The organism is Frankia sp. KB5 (assembly GCF_002099325.1).
Taxonomy (GTDB): Bacteria; Actinomycetota; Actinomycetes; order Frankiales; family Frankiaceae; genus Frankia; species Frankia casuarinae.
The window spans coordinates 1-15,586 of the sequence record NZ_MRUJ01000216.1; the positions used below are offsets into that span (position 1 = coordinate 1).

At 68.9% G+C, this 15,586-nt stretch carries 14 protein-coding genes; 12 read left to right on the forward strand and 2 right to left on the reverse strand.

What is annotated here, in order from left to right:
* Together htpX and KBI5_RS19215 are read left to right on the forward strand one after the other, a co-directional pair.
* Window positions 1-862 (forward strand): zinc metalloprotease HtpX (gene htpX / locus KBI5_RS19210; RefSeq protein WP_116289960.1); only part of this gene is annotated, 862 nt, incomplete at its 5' end.
* Between the two features lie 67 nt (window positions 863-929).
* Window positions 930-1,526 (forward strand): hypothetical protein, encoded by a 597-nt coding sequence (locus KBI5_RS19215; protein ID WP_011436645.1) that lies wholly within the window; start codon window positions 930-932, stop codon window positions 1,524-1,526.
* A gap of 21 nt (window positions 1,527-1,547) precedes the next feature.
* Here KBI5_RS19215 and KBI5_RS19220 read toward each other — a convergent pair whose 3' ends face one another.
* Window positions 1,548-2,474, reverse strand: coding sequence for a M56 family metallopeptidase (locus KBI5_RS19220; RefSeq protein WP_011436646.1), 927 nt, complete (start codon window positions 2,472-2,474; stop codon window positions 1,548-1,550).
* Window positions 2,471-2,872 carry a BlaI/MecI/CopY family transcriptional regulator gene (locus tag KBI5_RS19225; protein ID WP_011436647.1) on the reverse strand — a complete coding sequence of 134 codons (402 nt, stop codon included), beginning with the start codon at window positions 2,870-2,872 and terminating at the stop codon, window positions 2,471-2,473. The genes KBI5_RS19220 and KBI5_RS19225 overlap by 4 nt, the downstream gene beginning before the upstream one ends.
* Window positions 2,873-3,122: 250 nt before the next feature.
* On the opposite strand from KBI5_RS19225, the gene KBI5_RS19230 reads away from it, so the two are divergent.
* The 10 genes from KBI5_RS19230 (at window position 3,123) to KBI5_RS19275 (ending at window position 15,444) form a co-directional block, all read left to right on the forward strand.
* Window positions 3,123-4,094 (forward strand): ABC transporter ATP-binding protein, encoded by a 972-nt coding sequence (locus KBI5_RS19230; protein ID WP_011436648.1) that lies wholly within the window; start codon window positions 3,123-3,125, stop codon window positions 4,092-4,094.
* Window positions 4,091-4,978 carry an ABC transporter permease gene (locus KBI5_RS19235; protein WP_011436649.1) on the forward strand — a complete coding sequence of 296 codons (888 nt, stop codon included), beginning with the start codon at window positions 4,091-4,093 and terminating at the stop codon, window positions 4,976-4,978. The genes KBI5_RS19230 and KBI5_RS19235 overlap by 4 nt, the downstream gene beginning before the upstream one ends.
* Before the next feature lie 5 nt (window positions 4,979-4,983).
* Window positions 4,984-5,496, forward strand: coding sequence for a hypothetical protein (locus KBI5_RS19240; protein WP_085016027.1), 513 nt, complete (start codon window positions 4,984-4,986; stop codon window positions 5,494-5,496).
* A gap of 300 nt (window positions 5,497-5,796) precedes the next feature.
* Window positions 5,797-7,713, forward strand: coding sequence for a hydantoinase/oxoprolinase family protein (locus tag KBI5_RS19245; RefSeq protein WP_011436651.1), 1,917 nt, complete (start codon window positions 5,797-5,799; stop codon window positions 7,711-7,713).
* A gap of 17 nt (window positions 7,714-7,730) precedes the next feature.
* Complete coding sequence (locus KBI5_RS19250; protein ID WP_035734323.1) at window positions 7,731-8,069, forward strand: acetone carboxylase subunit gamma; 339 nt, start codon at window positions 7,731-7,733, stop codon at window positions 8,067-8,069.
* A gap of 4 nt (window positions 8,070-8,073) precedes the next feature.
* On the forward strand, window positions 8,074-10,200 hold the full coding sequence (locus KBI5_RS19255; RefSeq protein WP_085016028.1) for a hydantoinase/oxoprolinase family protein: 2,127 nt from the start codon (window positions 8,074-8,076) through the stop codon (window positions 10,198-10,200).
* Window positions 10,201-10,229: 29 nt separating this feature from the next.
* Window positions 10,230-11,297: an NAD(P)-dependent alcohol dehydrogenase gene (locus KBI5_RS19260; protein WP_011436654.1), complete on the forward strand. Its 1,068-nt coding sequence runs from the start codon at window positions 10,230-10,232 to the stop codon at window positions 11,295-11,297.
* Window positions 11,298-11,431: 134 nt separating this feature from the next.
* Entirely contained in the window at window positions 11,432-12,115 is a 684-nt protein-coding gene (locus KBI5_RS19265) for a GPR1/FUN34/YaaH family transporter (protein WP_011436655.1), read from the forward strand.
* A gap of 205 nt (window positions 12,116-12,320) precedes the next feature.
* Window positions 12,321-14,552, forward strand: coding sequence for a hydantoinase B/oxoprolinase family protein (locus KBI5_RS19270; protein WP_011436656.1), 2,232 nt, complete (start codon window positions 12,321-12,323; stop codon window positions 14,550-14,552).
* Between the two features lie 61 nt (window positions 14,553-14,613).
* Window positions 14,614-15,444, forward strand: coding sequence for a hypothetical protein (locus KBI5_RS19275; protein WP_011436657.1), 831 nt, complete (start codon window positions 14,614-14,616; stop codon window positions 15,442-15,444).
* The last annotated feature ends 142 nt before the right edge of the window (window positions 15,445-15,586 follow it).

Here is a 15,586-nt window from a genome sequence, read left to right on the forward strand (position 1 = left end):
GATCGCCGTCGGAGTGTCACCGGTCCTGGTCGTCGCGATCGCCGGCGGGCTGCTCGCCGCCCAGTACTGGTTCTCGGACCGCATCGCGCTGTACGSGACCGGTGGGCGCATCGTCAGCCCGGCGCAGGAGCCGCGGCTGCACGGCGTCGTGGATCGGCTCTGCGCGCTGTCCGACCTACCGAAGCCCGTGGTGGCGGTCGCGGACACCGACCTGCCGAACGCGTTCGCCACCGGCCGGACCCCGAAACGCGCCGTCGTCTGCGTGACGACCGGGCTGCTGCGCAGGCTGGAGGTCGACGAGCTGGAGGGGGTGCTGTCCCACGAGCTGTCCCACGTCGCGCACCGGGACGTGGCCGTCATGACCGTCGCGTCGTTTCTCGGGGTGCTCGCCGGTCTGGTCACCCGATTCGGTCTCTACTCCGGGATGGCCGGCGGCTTCGGCCGGTCCGACGGCGGTGACGGCGGTGACGGCGGTGACGATGACGAGGACAGCGGCGCCCTCGTCGTGCTCGTCGTTGTGGTCGTCTCCGCCGCCGTCTACGCGCTGTCGTTCCTGCTGACCAGGGCGCTGTCGCGGTACCGGGAGCTCGCCGCCGACCGGTCCGGGGCGATCCTCACCGGCCAGCCGGCCGCGCTCGCCGCCGCGCTCACCAAGGTCACCGGCGAGATCTCCCGGATCCCGACCCGCGACCTGCGGGCCGCCGAACCGTTCAACGCCTTCTTCTTCGCTCCCGCGCTGGCGAACGGCGTCAGCCTGTCCTCGTTGTTCTCGACCCATCCGCCGCTGGATGCCCGCCTGGCCCAGCTTGCCCGGCTGGCCGCCCAGTTCGGTGAGCCCGCCCAGTTCGGTGAGCCCGGGTAGTTCGGTGAGCCCGGGTAGTTCGGTGACCCGGGTAGTTCGGTGACCCGGGTAGAAAGCAGGCCGGATCATGCGGATCCTCGACGTGCTTCTCGGCCGGACCCGGCCCGTCCCGCCGGACCTCGACCGGCTGTTCACGCTCCCAGCCGCCGCCGTCATCCTGCAGGCCGCCAGCTCATGGCGACCGACCGGGGTCGGAGCGGTCTGTGTCAAACCCGCGTCAGGCGGCGCGTTCACCGGGGTAGCGCAGGAGATCGACCGGCTGCTGAGCATGGACGGCGGCCGGTACGAGCGGCGCACGGACAGCTTCGGGTACAGCTGGCTGCTGCGACGGACCGGCGAGCAGGACCTCGCTGGCCTGGTCACCGACCTGCACGCGGCGAATGCCACGGTGCGCGACGCCGGCTTCGGCCCGGCACTGCTGTGCACCGTCGTCGGGTTCACCGACGGCAGCAGGCCGATGGGGCTGATCTACCTCTACAAACGCGGCACCTGGTACCCGTTCGTGCCGGCCGGTGACCAGCGTCGGGACAATCCGGCCGAGCTGGAGGTACGGGAGATGCTGGCGGGTGAGCTCCCGATCGAACCGGACCTGTCCCGTTGGTTTCCCCTGTGGGGAGCGCCCGGCATCGACGCGCCGGGTCGCGACCCCGACACGCACGGGTGACCTCGTCGGCTTTTCGTCCGGTCAGGATCGGTGCGCATAGGCTGCCTGCGCGTGTTCAAAGCGGTGCTCGGTGGTGTGGGCGGTGTCGGCGGCGGCGGCGGCCGTGGCCAGGACGAGCGCGGCGAGGGCAACGGCCAGGGCGGGGCGTGGTTTGGGAGGCGGGTCCAGCAGCGCCCGCGCCCGGTGGGTGAGGTCGGTGTGCACGGCGCCGAGTGCCGAGGTCGGAGTGGTCGGCATGCCGGTGCGGGCGAGGCCGGCGCGGGCCAAGGCCCGGGCGACCACAGCGCGATCTTCGGTGACAGCGGCGGCGTCTTCGTCGGCCCAGCGTTCGACGGCGAGGCGCACGGCGGCGGCGGGTGTCCGCAGCAGCGGGTTGGCGGCGGCGGCGAGGTCGGCGAGCTGGGTGTAGGCGTGGTGGCGGTGATGCAGGTGGGAGCGTTCATGGGCGAGTAGCACGCGGCGTTCGTCGGCGGGCAGCGCGCGCAGCATGGCGGTGGACACCACGATCCGGCCGGTCAGTCCGGGCAGCGTGTAGGCGTCGGGGTGGTCGTCCTCGACGATGACGAGGCCGGTAGGCGACGGTCCGAGCCGCCGGCAGGTGAGTTCCGCGGCGGCGAGGTCCTGGCCGAGGGCGGCGGCGCGCCGGGCGGCGGCGGCGAGCAGCCCGACGACGACGGCGGCCGGCACCAGCCCGGCCGCGGCGGGTAGCGGGTCGTGGCCGCGGATCATGGTGGCCGACCAGTGCCCGACCGCGGTGAGCAGGGGCAGCTGGGCGAGCAGGGTGAAGGCGGCGACGGCCAGGACGAATCCGGTGGCCAACGCGGTGACCAGACAGGCCAGGGTCAGCAGCCGGGTGGCGGCGGCGGGCGGCAACCGCCGGCCGAGCCAGCCGCCGCTGACGGCCAGCAGCAGGTTCGTGGCCAACGGGATCAGCGCGACGGCCGTCATAGCCCCTGCCCGCCGTCCGTCTCTGACCGCGGGTGGTGGCTGGCGAGGATGTCGGCGAGGAGTTGTTCGTCTTCGGGACGCAGATCCGCGACGAAGCGGGCCAGGGCTTCAGCCCGGTTGGCGCCAGCGCCGAGCAGGCGGGTCATCTGGCGGGCGGTGAGTGCGGCGTCGAGGGTTTCCGGTTCGGCGGCCAGCGTGTAGGCGTAGGAGCGGCCGGCGGGCTGCCGGGTGAGTGCGCCCTTGTCGTGCAGCCGGGCCAGCGTGGTCATCACGGTGGTGTAGGCCAGCGGCTCGCCGAGTTCGGCGAGCGTCTCGGTCGGGGTGAGCGGCCGGCCGGCCGCCGCGATCGCGGCGAGCACCTCTCGTTCGAGCGCTCCCGGCTCCCGCCGCTTCGCCATCCGTTGCCCTCCTTGCGGCTGTCGCTCGCGGCTGTCGCTCGCGGCTGTCGCTTGCGACCACTCACTACTATCGCGTTGATAGTACGAACGGTCGAGTGGTACAGGCCTGCCCTGGCCCGCTGCCGACCATCCGCGTAGCGGGCCTCTCGGTGGCACTGGATCGGTCTCCACCCGGCCCGGCCCTTGCCGCCTGCCGCGCACCCGCGCGTCTACTATTCATCGAGTAGTAGATATCTTGAGGGAGGGACGTATGGCGGCTGGCGTACCGGCGGTGGAGGCCACCGGCCTGGTGAAACGCTTCGGCGGTCTCACTGCGGTGGATCATGTTGATCTGCGGGTGGACGTCGGGGAGGTCTACGGCATCCTCGGCCCGAACGGTGCCGGGAAGACGACGTTCCTGCGGATGCTGTTCGGGTTGATCCGCCCGGACGCCGGGGTGTTGCGGCTGTTCGGTCGCAGTTGGGCCCAGGCCGGCCCGGCGACATTGGACGGGGTCGCGGGGTTCATCGAGAGCCCCCGTTTCTATCCATATCTGTCCGGCCGGAGGAACCTGGAGCTGCTGGCCGGACTCGACGGCGGTGACGCCGACAGCCGGATCGACAGGGTCCTCGACCTGGTGGATCTTGCCGACCGGGCCGGGGACAAGGTCGGCGGCTACTCGTTCGGGATGCGTCAACGGCTCGGGGTGGCCGCCTCGCTGCTACGCGACCCGCGGCTGCTGGTGCTGGACGAGCCGGCCAACGGCCTGGACCCGGCCGGTATCCGCGACATGCGGGCCCTGGTCAAACGGCTCGCCGCGGGTGGGCTGACCGTGCTGCTCAGCAGCCACAACATGAACGAGGTCGAGGAGATCTGCGACAACGTCACGATCATGCGCACCGGCCGGGTGGTCTACCACGGCTCGATCGGCCAGCTGCGGGCCCAGGCGCCGGACCCGTCCCACCGGCTGGCGACCAGCGACGACGACCGGGCGCTGGAGCTGGCCGCCGACCATCCCGGCGTAGCCGTGTCGACTCACCCGGACGGCGGGCTGGCGCTGACCGCCCAGCCCGCGGCCGCGGACGCCTACATCATCGCTCTCGGCCGGGACGGTGTGGCCGTACGGACCCTCGGACTGGAGATCGCGCCACTGGAGTCGCTGTTCTTCATGTTCACCGAACCCGACCGGACCGCCGCCGACCTGCCAACCCAGCAGCACGCCCGCCTCGGAGCGACCCGGTGACCACGACAAGCACAGCCTCCGCGACGACCACCACGCCCCCGGCGACGGTCGGGGCACGTCCGGCCGGCCGCGGCCGGGTGACGAGCGCCTACCGGTGGGAGGTCACCAAGCTTGCCGCCCAGGCCCGCACCCGCGCGACGCTCGCCGTCTGCCTGCTCGCCCCGTGCGTGTTCGTCGTGCTGCTCGACCGCCAGGACCGTGTCCCGAAGGACACCCTGTACGGCCGGTGGGTGCACGCCAGCGGCTTCGCGACCCCGCTGCTCATCCTCGGCTTCGCCGCCCAATGGGTGTTCCCGCTGCTGACCAGCCTGGTGGCCGGGGACATCTTCGCCAGCGAGGACCAGCACGGCACCTGGAAGACGATCCTGACCCGCTCGCACAGCCGCACCCAGATCTTCTGGGCCAAGACGTTGGCCGCGGCGACGTTCGCGGTCCTTGTCCTCGCCGTTCTGGCGGCCAGCTGCCTGGCCGCCGGCGTCCTGCTCGTCGGTCACCAGCCGCTGGAAAGCCTCTCGGGCACCCTGCTGCCGCCCGGCCGGACCGCCGGGCTGGTGCTGGCCGCGTGGGCGACCGCGCTGCTGCCGCTACTCGGCTTCACCGCCCTCGGGATCATGCTGTCGGTACTCACCCGCAGCAGCCCCGCCGGGATCGTCGGCCCGATCATCCTCGGGCTGCTCATGCAGCTCTACTCGTTCCTCAACGGCGCCGACGCGATCCGCCACCTGCTGCTGGTCACCCCGTTCGACGCCTGGCACGGCCTGCTGGCGGCGCACCCGTACTACGGGCCCCTGGGTCAGGGTGCGCTGGTCAGCGTCGGCTACATCGCGATCTGCCTGGCGGTCGCCTACACGGCGCTGCGTCGGCGCGACATCACCGGAGGCTGACCCCGATGCGACGACCTGCCCTCGTCCGACCTGCCCTCGTCCGACTGACCCGGGCGACGTCCGCCGTCAGCGCCGCGACCGCCCTGGCCGTCGCCCTGGCCGTCGCCCTGGCCGTCGCGCTGGCCGTCGCCCTGGCCGGTTGTGCCACCGACGTCACCCGGCCCCGCGTCGAAAACTCCCTCGGTCCCGTCTTCGCCAACCTCTACACCCACCAGCAGGCCCTGCTCGGTCACCCCGGCCTTACCCCGGCCGCCGTCGCCGCCAAGGCCAGTTGCGACAAAGGCGGCCCCCAGGTACCGGACCGGGGCGCCGGCAGCGACTGGATCTGCCAGCTCCGCTGGACCGACAGCGCCGGAAAGCCCCAGAACGGCAAGTTCGAGCTCCAGGTCCGCTCCAACGGCTGTTACCAGGCCGGCGGCCCATCTAAGCTTGTCGGTCCGCTAACCATCAAGGCCACCACGGGCACCTATGTGATCAACCCGGTGTTCGAGTTCGACGGCTGCTTCGACACCACCTGAATCGCGGGGCGTGGGGAGGCCCGGCCGGCACGGCCATCCCGGTGAGCGGGGCCGGCCGGCCTCGCGTCCCGCCCTCGGGCGCGAACCGATCAACCAGGAGAATAGCCCTTGGACGTAACCTATGGTATTCGTGAAACTACTAGATAGGACTACTGGCGAGGTTGGGCGTGGCTCTGGGCCAACAGCATTGCGTTTAACCACCCGATTTCTATCTCCCAGCCACCCCTAGGAGTGGTGCAACCACCCTTCGCTGGCTGCAAAGTTGTGACCCACTTCACGCAACGATGCAGCGGAGGGYCGATGGGAATCCTGGTCAATATCGACAACGGTGGCACGTTCACCGATGTGTGCGTGACGGACGGTGAGCGCATCGTGCATGCGAAGACGCCGACGACCCCGCACGATTTAACGCAGTGTTTCGTCGACGGGCTGCGGACAGCGTCCGACCGGCTGTATGGCGAGGAGGACACCGCTCGTCTGTTGCGCGAGACGGAGTACCTGCGCTATTCGACGACGTCGGGTACGAACGCCGTGGTCGAGCGGAAGGGCGCACCGGTCGCCCTGCTGGTCGACAGCGGTGCGGAGGAGGACGTCTACGGCATTGCGAACCTGGTCGACGCCTCGCTGTGGCAGGCGCTGGTGCCGCATTCTCCGGTCGGGATCACGGTGGGCGCCGACGGGTCGGTGGGCTTGGCGGAGTTCACGACGGCAATCAACGAACTGTTGGCGACGAGTACCTCGCGGATCGTGATCGCGCTGCGGAGTGCGGCGGCGGAGCGGGCGATCAAGAATCTGTTGTTGGAGCGGTACCCGCGGCATCTGCTGGGCGCGGTTCCGTTCACCCTGTCGCATGAGCTTGTGCACGACGTCGACGACGCGCGGCGGGTGCTGACCGCGGTGCTGAACTCCTACCTGCACCCGGGGATGGAGCACTTCCTCTACGGCGCGGAGAAGGCGTGCCGGGAGAACGGGCTGCCTCGCCCGCTGCTGATCTTCCGGAATGACGGGGACTCGGCCCGGGTGGCCAAGACCACGGCGTTGAAGACGTGGGGTTCCGGGCCGCGGGGTGGGCTGGAGGGCAGCGTCGCCTACGCCTCGCTCTACGGCGCGGACGTGCTGGTCGGGGTGGACGTGGGTGGCACCACGACCGACGTGTCGGTCGTGGTGGACAAGGCCCTGACGGTGCACGCGCACGGCCGGGTCGATTCGGCGCAGACCTCGCTGCCGATTCCGGACCTGAGCAGTATCGGGCTGGGTGGCAGTTCGGTGGTCCAGGTCGTCAACGGTCAGATTCAGATCGGTCCGCGCAGTGTGGGTGCCGCGCCCGGCCCGGCGTCTTTCGGCCGTGGTGGCACCGATGCGACGGTGACCGATGCCCTGCTGCTTGCCGGGGTGTTGGACCCGGACAACTATCTGGGTGGGGATCTGAAGTTGGACCCGGCCCGGGCGGAGCGGGCGTTGCTGACCCATGTCGGGGAGCCCCTGTCGTTGTCGGCGCAGGCCGCGGCGCTCGCGGTGTTGCGGGTGTTCGAGGAGCAGGCGGGGGCCGCGGTCAAGGAGATGATCTCCGCGGCGGGTCGTGAGCCGGGTGAGGCCACGCTGCTGGCCTTCGGTGGCGCCGGTCCGGTGCTTGCCTCGGGGATCGCGCGGGCGGCGGGGATCGCACGGGTGATCGTGCCGCATCTGTCGGCGGTGTTCAGCGCGTTCGGTATCGGTTTCAGCGGGTTGGCGCACGAGTACAGCGTGCCGATGCCGGGCGTCGACGTCGAGGTGAAGGCGGCCCGCGACGATCTGTTGACCCGCGCGCGGCGTGACATGTTCGGTGAAGGCGTGTCCATCGACGAATGCACTGTCGAGACCCGCGGCCGATTCATCGTCGACGGCGTGTTGCGGGACGAGACGTGGACCGACGGGTCGTCTCCCGGGCAGGCCGATCAGCTGGTGGTGCGGGCCTGGTATCCGCTGCCGACCTTCGAGCTGGTGGCCGACGAACACGGCACGGTGCAGCCGGCGGCCGCGGACGGATCGCGTCGTATCCATTTCGCTGACGGTAACGAGCAGGAGATTGCGGTCTACCGTCCGGAGAATCTGGAGCCGGGGCAGGGAGCCGCGGGGCCGGCGCTGGTCGCGGGTGACTATCTGACCTGTCTGATCGAGCCCGGGTGGGGGTTCCGGGTGAGCAGCAACTCTGACCTGATCCTGGAGGCCCAGCAGTGAGCGAGCAGCAGTCCACCGTGAACATCACCGAGTATCTCGCGATTAATYTGGCGACCGAGCGATGGACCTGCCGGGTGTGCGGGCATGACATCGCGAACGCCCGCGAGAACTACAAGACCGGGCTGCTGGTCCACAACCGTGACCCGCGGGAGATTCACCGGCCGATCCTGGACGAGAGCTACGAGTTCACCTACGCCCCCGACCCGGCCTGGTGCCGGATCGTCGAGTTCTACTGCCCGGGTTGCGGGACGCAGGTGGAGAACGAGTACCTGCCGCCTGGTCATCCGCTGACGCACGACCTCGAACTCGATATCGACGCGTTGAAGCGTCGCCACCTCAGCGCTGTGGAGGGCTAGGGACATGCGGCAGGTAAGTGTTGACATCGGTGGCACGTTCACCGACTGCTTTCTTGTTTACGACGACACCTACATCGAGGCGAAGTCGCTGACCACGCACCACAACCTCGCCTCCGGCTTCATGGATGCCCTGGCAAAGGCCAGTGCCCAGGCGGACCTGGATGTGCAGACGGTGCTCTCGACCGTCGACGCGGTGCGTTACGCCACGACCCTCGGGACGAACGCGCTCATCGAACGCAGCGGTCCGGCGGTCGGCATCCTCACCACCGCCGGTTTCGAATCGACCGTGCCGTTGATGCGGGCCCGTGGCTACGGCGACGGGCTGACCGAGGCCCAGCAGTCCGACCTGCCCGCCGCGGACCGGCCGGTGTCGCTGGTGCCGGTGACCCGGATCGCCGGCGTGCAGGAACGCGTCGACTACGGCGGCACGGCGGTGCTGTCCATCGACGAGGACGACGTGCGCCGCCAGGTGCGCAAGCTGGTGGACGAGGGCGCGCAGGCGTTCGTGGTCGCGCTGGTCAACGCGGTGATCAACCCGGCCCACGAGAAGGAAGTCGAGCGGATCATCCTCGACGAGTACCCCACGCACATGCTGGGGGCGATCCCGATCGTGCTGTCGCACCGGGTGACCGGCCGCAAGGGTGAGTACGCCCGGACCATGTCGGCGGTCATCGACGCCTACCTGCACAGCCAGATGTACCACGGGCTGGCGTCGCTGGAGATCGAGCTGCGCCGCAACGGCTACACCAAGCCGATGCTGCTGGTGCACAACACCAGCGGCATGGCCCAGCTGAACTCGACCTCCTCGCTGCAGACCATCCACTCCGGGCCGGTCGCCGGGCTGGAGGCCACCAACTACCTGTCGAAGACCTACCACCAGCCCAACATCATCGCCACCGACATGGGCGGCACCAGCTTCGACATCGGCCTGGTCACCTCCGACGGGGTGAAGTTCTACGACTTCAACCCGGTCATCGACCGCTGGCTCGTCTCCACCCCGATGACCTACCTGCACACCCTCGGCGCCGGCGGTGGCTCCATCGCCCGCTACGACCGCCTGTGGGAGGCCATCGAGGTCGGCCCGGAAAGCGCCGGTTCCGACCCGGGCCCGGCCTGCTACGGCCGGGGCGGGCGGTTCCCGACCACCACGGACGCGAACCTGGTGCTGGGCTACCTCGACGCGGACAACTACGCCGGTGGCACGATCAAGCTCAGCCTGCGCCGGGCGCAGCGGGCCATCGAGGAGCACATCTGCAAGCCCACCGGACTGAGCCTGATCGAGGCGGCGAAGGCGATCAAGCGCAAGGTGGACAGCAACATGGCCAACGCGATCTTCAAGGAGGTCGCGGTCAAGGGCTATAACCCGAAGAACTTCGTCGCGCTTAGCTACGGCGGCGGTGGTCCGCTGCACGCCTGCGGATACGCCAACACGCTGGGCATCCAGAATGTGCTGATCCCGCCGTTCAGCTCGGTGTTCTCCGCGCTGGGCGCCGGCAATATGAACCAGCTGCACATTCATGAGTACTCGCTGTACCTGATGGTCTACGACGCCACCACCCGCAGGATGTTGGACGACTTCCAGGTCTTCAACGACACGGTGACGGAACTTGCCGCGAAGGGCCGCGACGACCTCCTCCGCCAGGGCGCCGACCCCGCCAACATCCGCTCGCGGGTGGAGYTGGACATGCGCTACGGCAACCAGCTCGCCCAGATCGGGGTGGTGTCGCCGTTCGAGCGGCTCACCTCACACCGCGACGTGATCGAGCTGCTGGACCTGTTCAGCAGCATCTACGCCAAGCGGTACGGCGAAGGCAGCCAGGCGCCCGAGGCCGGTGTGCGCATCAACGTCATCCGCGTGGTCAGCTACGTCGAACGCGACAAGTTCGACCTGCAGCCCACCCAGGCCGAGCCGCGCCCCGCGTCGAACCCCGCCCGGTGGCGGGAATGCCACTACCCGGGCATCGACGGCGCGGTCAAGACTGCCGTCTACGACTTCGCCGACCTCGAAGAAGGCCACGTCATCGAGGGCCCCGCCCTGATCGAAACCCCGAGCACGACCTACCTCGCCGAACCCGGATGGCAGCTGACCATCGGCCRTACCGGCTCCGCGGTGCTCGTTCGGACCATCTGAGCGAGACGTGGGAAGCGAGGTTGGTAACCATGCCAGCCACCATGCAGGCACTGGCGTTTCTCGGCATCGGCAAGGCCGGCGTCATCGAGAAGCCCATACCGAAGCCAGGGCCAACTGACGCGATCGTACGGACAACATCGGCGCTTATCTGCACCTCCGATGTGCACACCGTCCGGGGCGCCATTCCCGTTCCCGAAGGCCGCGCTCTCGGGCACGAGGCGGTCGGTGTCGTCCACGACCTGGGCGCCGCGGTCACTGGATTCGAGGCCGGTGAGCGGGTAGCGGTCGGGGCGCTTACGCCGTGCTTTCACTGCGGCCCCTGCCAGCGGGGTTTCAGTACCCAGTGCCAGGGAATGCTCGGTGGGTACAAATTCACCACGCAGCGCGATGGCAACATGGCGGAGTACTTTCTCGTCAACAATGCGGCCGCCAACCTCGCTCGCATTCCGGCCGACCTGCCCGACGAGAAAGCCGTCTACGCGACCGACATGCTCTCCACCGGGTTCGGTGGCGCGGAGAACGCGCAGCTGCGGCTCGGTGAGTCCGTCGCGATCTTCGCTCAGGGGCCGGTAGGGTTATCCGCCACCATCGGCTGCCGGCTGCTCGGCGCCGGACTGATCATCGCCGTGGAAGGACGGCCCGAACGGCAGGAGCTGGCACGTCGATTCGGCGCGGACGTGGTCGTCGACCCCGCCGCTGGTGATGTGGTGAACCAGATCCTCGATCTCACCGGCGGCGTCGGCGTGGACGGCGCGATCGAGGCGCTCGGTCATCCGCAGACCTTCGAGGACTGCATCCGGGTGACCAAACCCGGTGGCCGGATATCGAATATCGGGTATCACGGTGAGAACCCGGCACCGCTGCAGATCCCGTTGGAACCGTTCGGCCTGGGTATGTCGGACAAGAAGATCCTGACGTCGCTCTGCCCAGGCGGAAGCGATCGGCTCGAGCGAATCTTCACCCTCATGCGTTCCGGCCGGGTGGATCCTACGCCGATGACGACCCATGAGTTCGGGTTCGACGAGATCGAACGTGCCTTCAGCATGATGGAAACCAAGGAGGACGGCGTCATCAAACCCCTCATCCGTTTCGCATAACCAGTAAAACCAGGAGGGCTGGGCGCTGYCCGGCGGTTCCGCCGCGGCCCGCCCGGCCCTCCGCCGCCCGTACCCGCAGCATGCCCGGCAGGCCGCCCGGTAGGCGGGCTGCCCGTTCAGGAGGTTTCATCCCGATGACCACCAGCACCGGCAGCGCCACCGTTTCCAGTCCCCAACAGCCATTACTGAACGAGAGCGAGGCCTTACCCGTCTCGTTACCCGCTCCGCCGCCCCTCAGCCCGCTGCGCGGCAACCCGGCCGTGTTCGGCCTCCCCACCGTCATCGCCGGGGCTTTCGGCCTCGGGCTGGTCGACACCGGCTGGCTTCCGCCCGCCGCGGCCGGCGCGGCACTGCCGATCATCCTGACCTCCGCCGCCGTCGGTCTCCTGGTCGCCGCGATCTGGGCGGCGGCGCTCGGGCAGAACCCCCTGGCCAGCCTGTTCGCGGTGTTCTTCGGGTTCTACGGCAGCTACGCCGCGTTTGGCCTCGGCCTCGGCCACAACTGGTACAACATCCCCGCCACCCAGATCACCAGAACCACCGAGCTGTGGCTGATCAGCTGGCTGGTCACCCTCGTCCTGGTCACCGTGGCCACCCTGCGCCTGCCCAGCAGTTTCACCCTGCTGCTCGGGTTCGCGGACGGCGCGCTGCTGCTGCTACTGCTCGGCACCATCAACACCAGCACCGCCCTCACCCACGCCGGCGGCTACCTGGTGTTCGGCTTCACCGCGGTAGCGGCCTACCTCTACCTCGCCGTCATGTCCGCCGAGACCGGCGGGAAGGGTCTGCCGCTCGGCAAGCCGGTCATCTCCGGATAACATGCTGCGATCCGATGGTCGTAGCTGGCCGGCTAGCGCGTATTGATGGAAAGTTCTTGTACTGAGCCGAACACGCCGTCAGGCTGATGGGAATCAGCAGGGTCGGCGTCATCAACCCCCTCGTCCGTTTCGCGTGGCCTGTGTCGGGCCTGGGAAGCCGCTCGCCCTCGCCCGCCAGGCACGTCTTAGCAGAAGGTGTAGATTCATGAGCCAGCCCGACCACGCTGACGGCAAGTCAGTCGTCGAGAAGTTCCTCGAAGAAAACGTCCTGTTCCTCGGGCCCGACCCCGAGATCATGCAAAGCCACCATCTCGCCCCGGAGTCGCCCCGCGAAACGGAGGCGCTCGCGCGGTTCACCGATCCCGAGCAGATCAACCTGGTGCGGCACAAGCTGCAGACCGCGTGTAACGAGTCCTTCGACATGGTCGAGCAGATGGGCGCGGCGCCCGGCGCGAAGTGGGGCGACCTGATCTCCGGGGTGTGGACGGCCTCGGGTGACCTCGCCCTGTCCAGCATGGGTGGTGTGCTGCTGTTCTCGGTGCTCACGCAGCACCCGGTCAAGTTCATTGTCAAGTACTGGGTGGATGAGCCGACGGTCGGGGTCCGTGAGGGCGATGTCTTCATGCACAACGACGCCCGCTACGGCAACGTCCACAACACCGACCAGAGCATCCTCATCCCGGTCTTCCACGAGGGGCAGCTGATCTGCTTCGCCGGCGCGGTCTGCCACGAGGGGGAGAACGGCGCCACCGAACCCGGCGGTATGCCCTCGGCGGCGGAGTCCCCGTTCGACGAGGGATTGAAGATTTCGCCGATCAAGGTCGGTGAGAACTACACGTTCCGCCGTGACCTCATGACCTTCCTGCAGAACTCGGTGCGCGAGCCGAAGCTGCAGCTGGAGGGCATGAAGGCCAAGCTGTACGCGGCGATGCGGACAAGGGACCGGATCCACGACACCATCGCCGAGTACGGTGTCGACGCGGTCGTCGCCACGTTGCGGCGCACCCTGACCGACACCGCCGACGAGGTCCGCCGCCGGCTGAGGTCGTGGCCGGAGGGCACCGTGCGGCAGAACGTCTTCGCGGACGGGACGCTGCGGGAGAACTGCCTGGTCAAGATCAGACTGGCGATGACCAAGAAGGACGACGAGCTGATCCTGGATTTCCGGGGCTCGTCGCCGGAATTCCTGAACCGGGCCAACAACACGATCCTCTCGTCGATGAAGGGCATGCTGGCCCAGGAGTTCCTGACCTTCGTGTGGCCGGACCTGCCGCGAAACCAGGCGGTGTTCGAGCCGATGACTGTTCTCACCGACCCGCGGTCGGCGCTGAACTGTTCGCCGGAGGCGCCGAACGCGCAGAGCATGATGACGTTCTTCCCCTCCTTCACCGCGGCCCAGCTGGCGACGCCGAAGCTCCTCTACAGCGCGGGTGAACGCTCTACGGACGTCATCGCCGGCTGGTTCAACATGATCGTCACGTTCATCTACGGTGGTGTCACCCAGCACGGCGAGCTGGTGGGCAACGTGTGCGCCGACCTCAACGGCATGGGCGGGGCCGCGCGGTCCAACCGGGACGGCGAGCACGCGGTCGCCCCGATCTTCGCGCCCATGGCCGACATCGGGGAGCAGGAACTCATCGAGGAAGAAGTCCCGATTCTCAAGATCGTGCCGAACAGGGTAATGCGGGACAACCAGGGCTTCGGCAAGTTCCGCGGCGGCCAGGGCTACCAGCAGATCGCCACCGTCAAGGACAGCGCCATGTGGGGCTTCATGGCGTGCAGCATCGGCTCGAAGTTCCCCAGCTCGCACGGCATCTTCGGCGGCTACGGCCCCGGCACCTACCCGCTGTGCAAGATCAAGAATGTCGACATCTTCAAGGTGATGGACAACCAGCGCGAACTGCTGCGCTACACCGTCGAGGAACTGATGAACGAGCGTCCGTTCCCGGACGCGACCTACTCGACGCATCACATGGGCATGCAGTTCGAGCTCGCCGAGCGCGGCGAGCTGTACATGCTCACCCAGGGCACCGGCGGTGGCTACGGGGACGTGCTCGAACGCGATCCCGAGCTGGTGGCTTCCGACTACCGCGACGGCCTGGTGTCCATGGACACMGTCCGCGACATCTACCACGTGGTGCTCAACCCCGACACCGCCGTGCTGGACGCCGAGGGCACCACGGCGGCCCGGGAGGCCGAGCGGGCGGCTCGGCTGCGGCGGGGCAAGCCGTATGCGGAGTTCGTCAAGGAATGGGAGACCGAGACGCCTCCGGCCGACGTGCCGTTCTTCGGCTCCTGGGGCGACCCGCGGGTGCTGTTCCGCGGCACTCCGCAGGACACCTGCCCCGCGGACGCGATCGTGCCGGTGATGATGCCCGACCCGAAGGACGTGCGGATCGCGCAGCTGGAGGCCAAGCTGGCGGAGCTGCAGGACTGACGGTGCAGGGCTGACGGCGCGGGCCTGATGCTGCGGGACTGATGAGGACGGCGGGAGAACGATGAACGCTGTGGACGACTGGATCCACGCCAGGCGCGACACCCTGACCTGGCTGGACTGCGACCGGTACGTGTGGAGGGTCTTCGCCGGCGCCCCCGAGCGCTGGTATGACGACCCGGCCACGCTGGTCGCGGCGAGTGCACAGGCACACCGGTTACTGCGGTCCGATGTGTACGGTGTCAACGTTTCAGGTCCGTTCTCCCGCCACCTCGTCGGCGATAGCGAGGCCGCTGCCGTCTGTGCGGCGTTGGAGCTGCCGGCGCCGCGCCGCGTGCTGGCCGACACTCTCGACGCGCTGCTGCACCAGTTCGGCGATCGTGTCGACCTGGTGCTGGACTGCCCGTCACCGCGCAGGCTGCTCGCGTCCGGTGCGGGGATCGACTTCGACGCGCTCGACGACGTCGCGACCGGCCTGCTGGAGGTGATCCGCTCGGTGGCGGACCGGCCGGTCCGGGGGCTGCAGATCACCTGTGACACGGCGGGCGGGCCGGATGAGGACGAGACCGACGCCTGGTCCAGTCTGCTGGCCGCGGCCGGGCACTACGGCTGGATCACCGCGGTCCGACTGAACGGCGTGACCGACCCCGACCAGCTCGACCCCAAGCTGCCCGGTGACCTGCTGCTCCTGCCGCACCTGCCAGCCGGCGTCCTGCCCGATGATCGGCGCTACGGCGGGGGACTGCCAGCGGAGGTGTGGAGCGACACGAGCGAGGCCGCCCGGCTGCTCGACGCCGCCGCCAAGCGTGGGTTCCGGTTCGGTGAGATCCCCACCGAGGCCTCCCCGGAAATCGTGCTGACCAGGCTCACCGCCCTGGCCGCGGGCACGCACTGAAGGGATCCGACGTGGACGACGTGGAGATCGTGGGCTGGGGTCATACCCCGTTTGGCCGTCTGCCCGAGGAGACTCTGGAGTCGCTGATCGTTGCCGCCGCGCGGGAGGCGATCGCGTCGGCGGGTCTGCGCCCGCGGGAGAT

Excerpts from the sequence above, each read along its gene's own strand:
- KBI5_RS19220 (WP_011436646.1), bottom strand. The coding sequence starts at position 2,474 with ATGACGGCCGTCGCGCTGATCCCGTTGGCCACGAACCTGCTGCTGGCC.
- KBI5_RS19265 (WP_011436655.1), top strand. The coding sequence starts at position 11,432 with ATGACCACCAGCACCGGCAGCGCCACCGTTTCCAGTCCCCAACAGCCA.
- KBI5_RS19225 (WP_011436647.1), bottom strand. The coding sequence starts at position 2,872 with ATGGCGAAGCGGCGGGAGCCGGGAGCGCTCGAACGAGAGGTGCTCGCC.
- KBI5_RS19215 (WP_011436645.1), top strand. The coding sequence starts at position 930 with ATGCGGATCCTCGACGTGCTTCTCGGCCGGACCCGGCCCGTCCCGCCG.
- KBI5_RS19240 (WP_085016027.1), top strand. The coding sequence starts at position 4,984 with ATGCGACGACCTGCCCTCGTCCGACCTGCCCTCGTCCGACTGACCCGG.
- KBI5_RS19245 (WP_011436651.1), top strand. The coding sequence starts at position 5,797 with ATGGGAATCCTGGTCAATATCGACAACGGTGGCACGTTCACCGATGTG.
- KBI5_RS19275 (WP_011436657.1), top strand. The coding sequence starts at position 14,614 with ATGAACGCTGTGGACGACTGGATCCACGCCAGGCGCGACACCCTGACC.
- KBI5_RS19260 (WP_011436654.1), top strand. The coding sequence starts at position 10,230 with ATGCCAGCCACCATGCAGGCACTGGCGTTTCTCGGCATCGGCAAGGCC.
- KBI5_RS19230 (WP_011436648.1), top strand. The coding sequence starts at position 3,123 with ATGGCGGCTGGCGTACCGGCGGTGGAGGCCACCGGCCTGGTGAAACGC.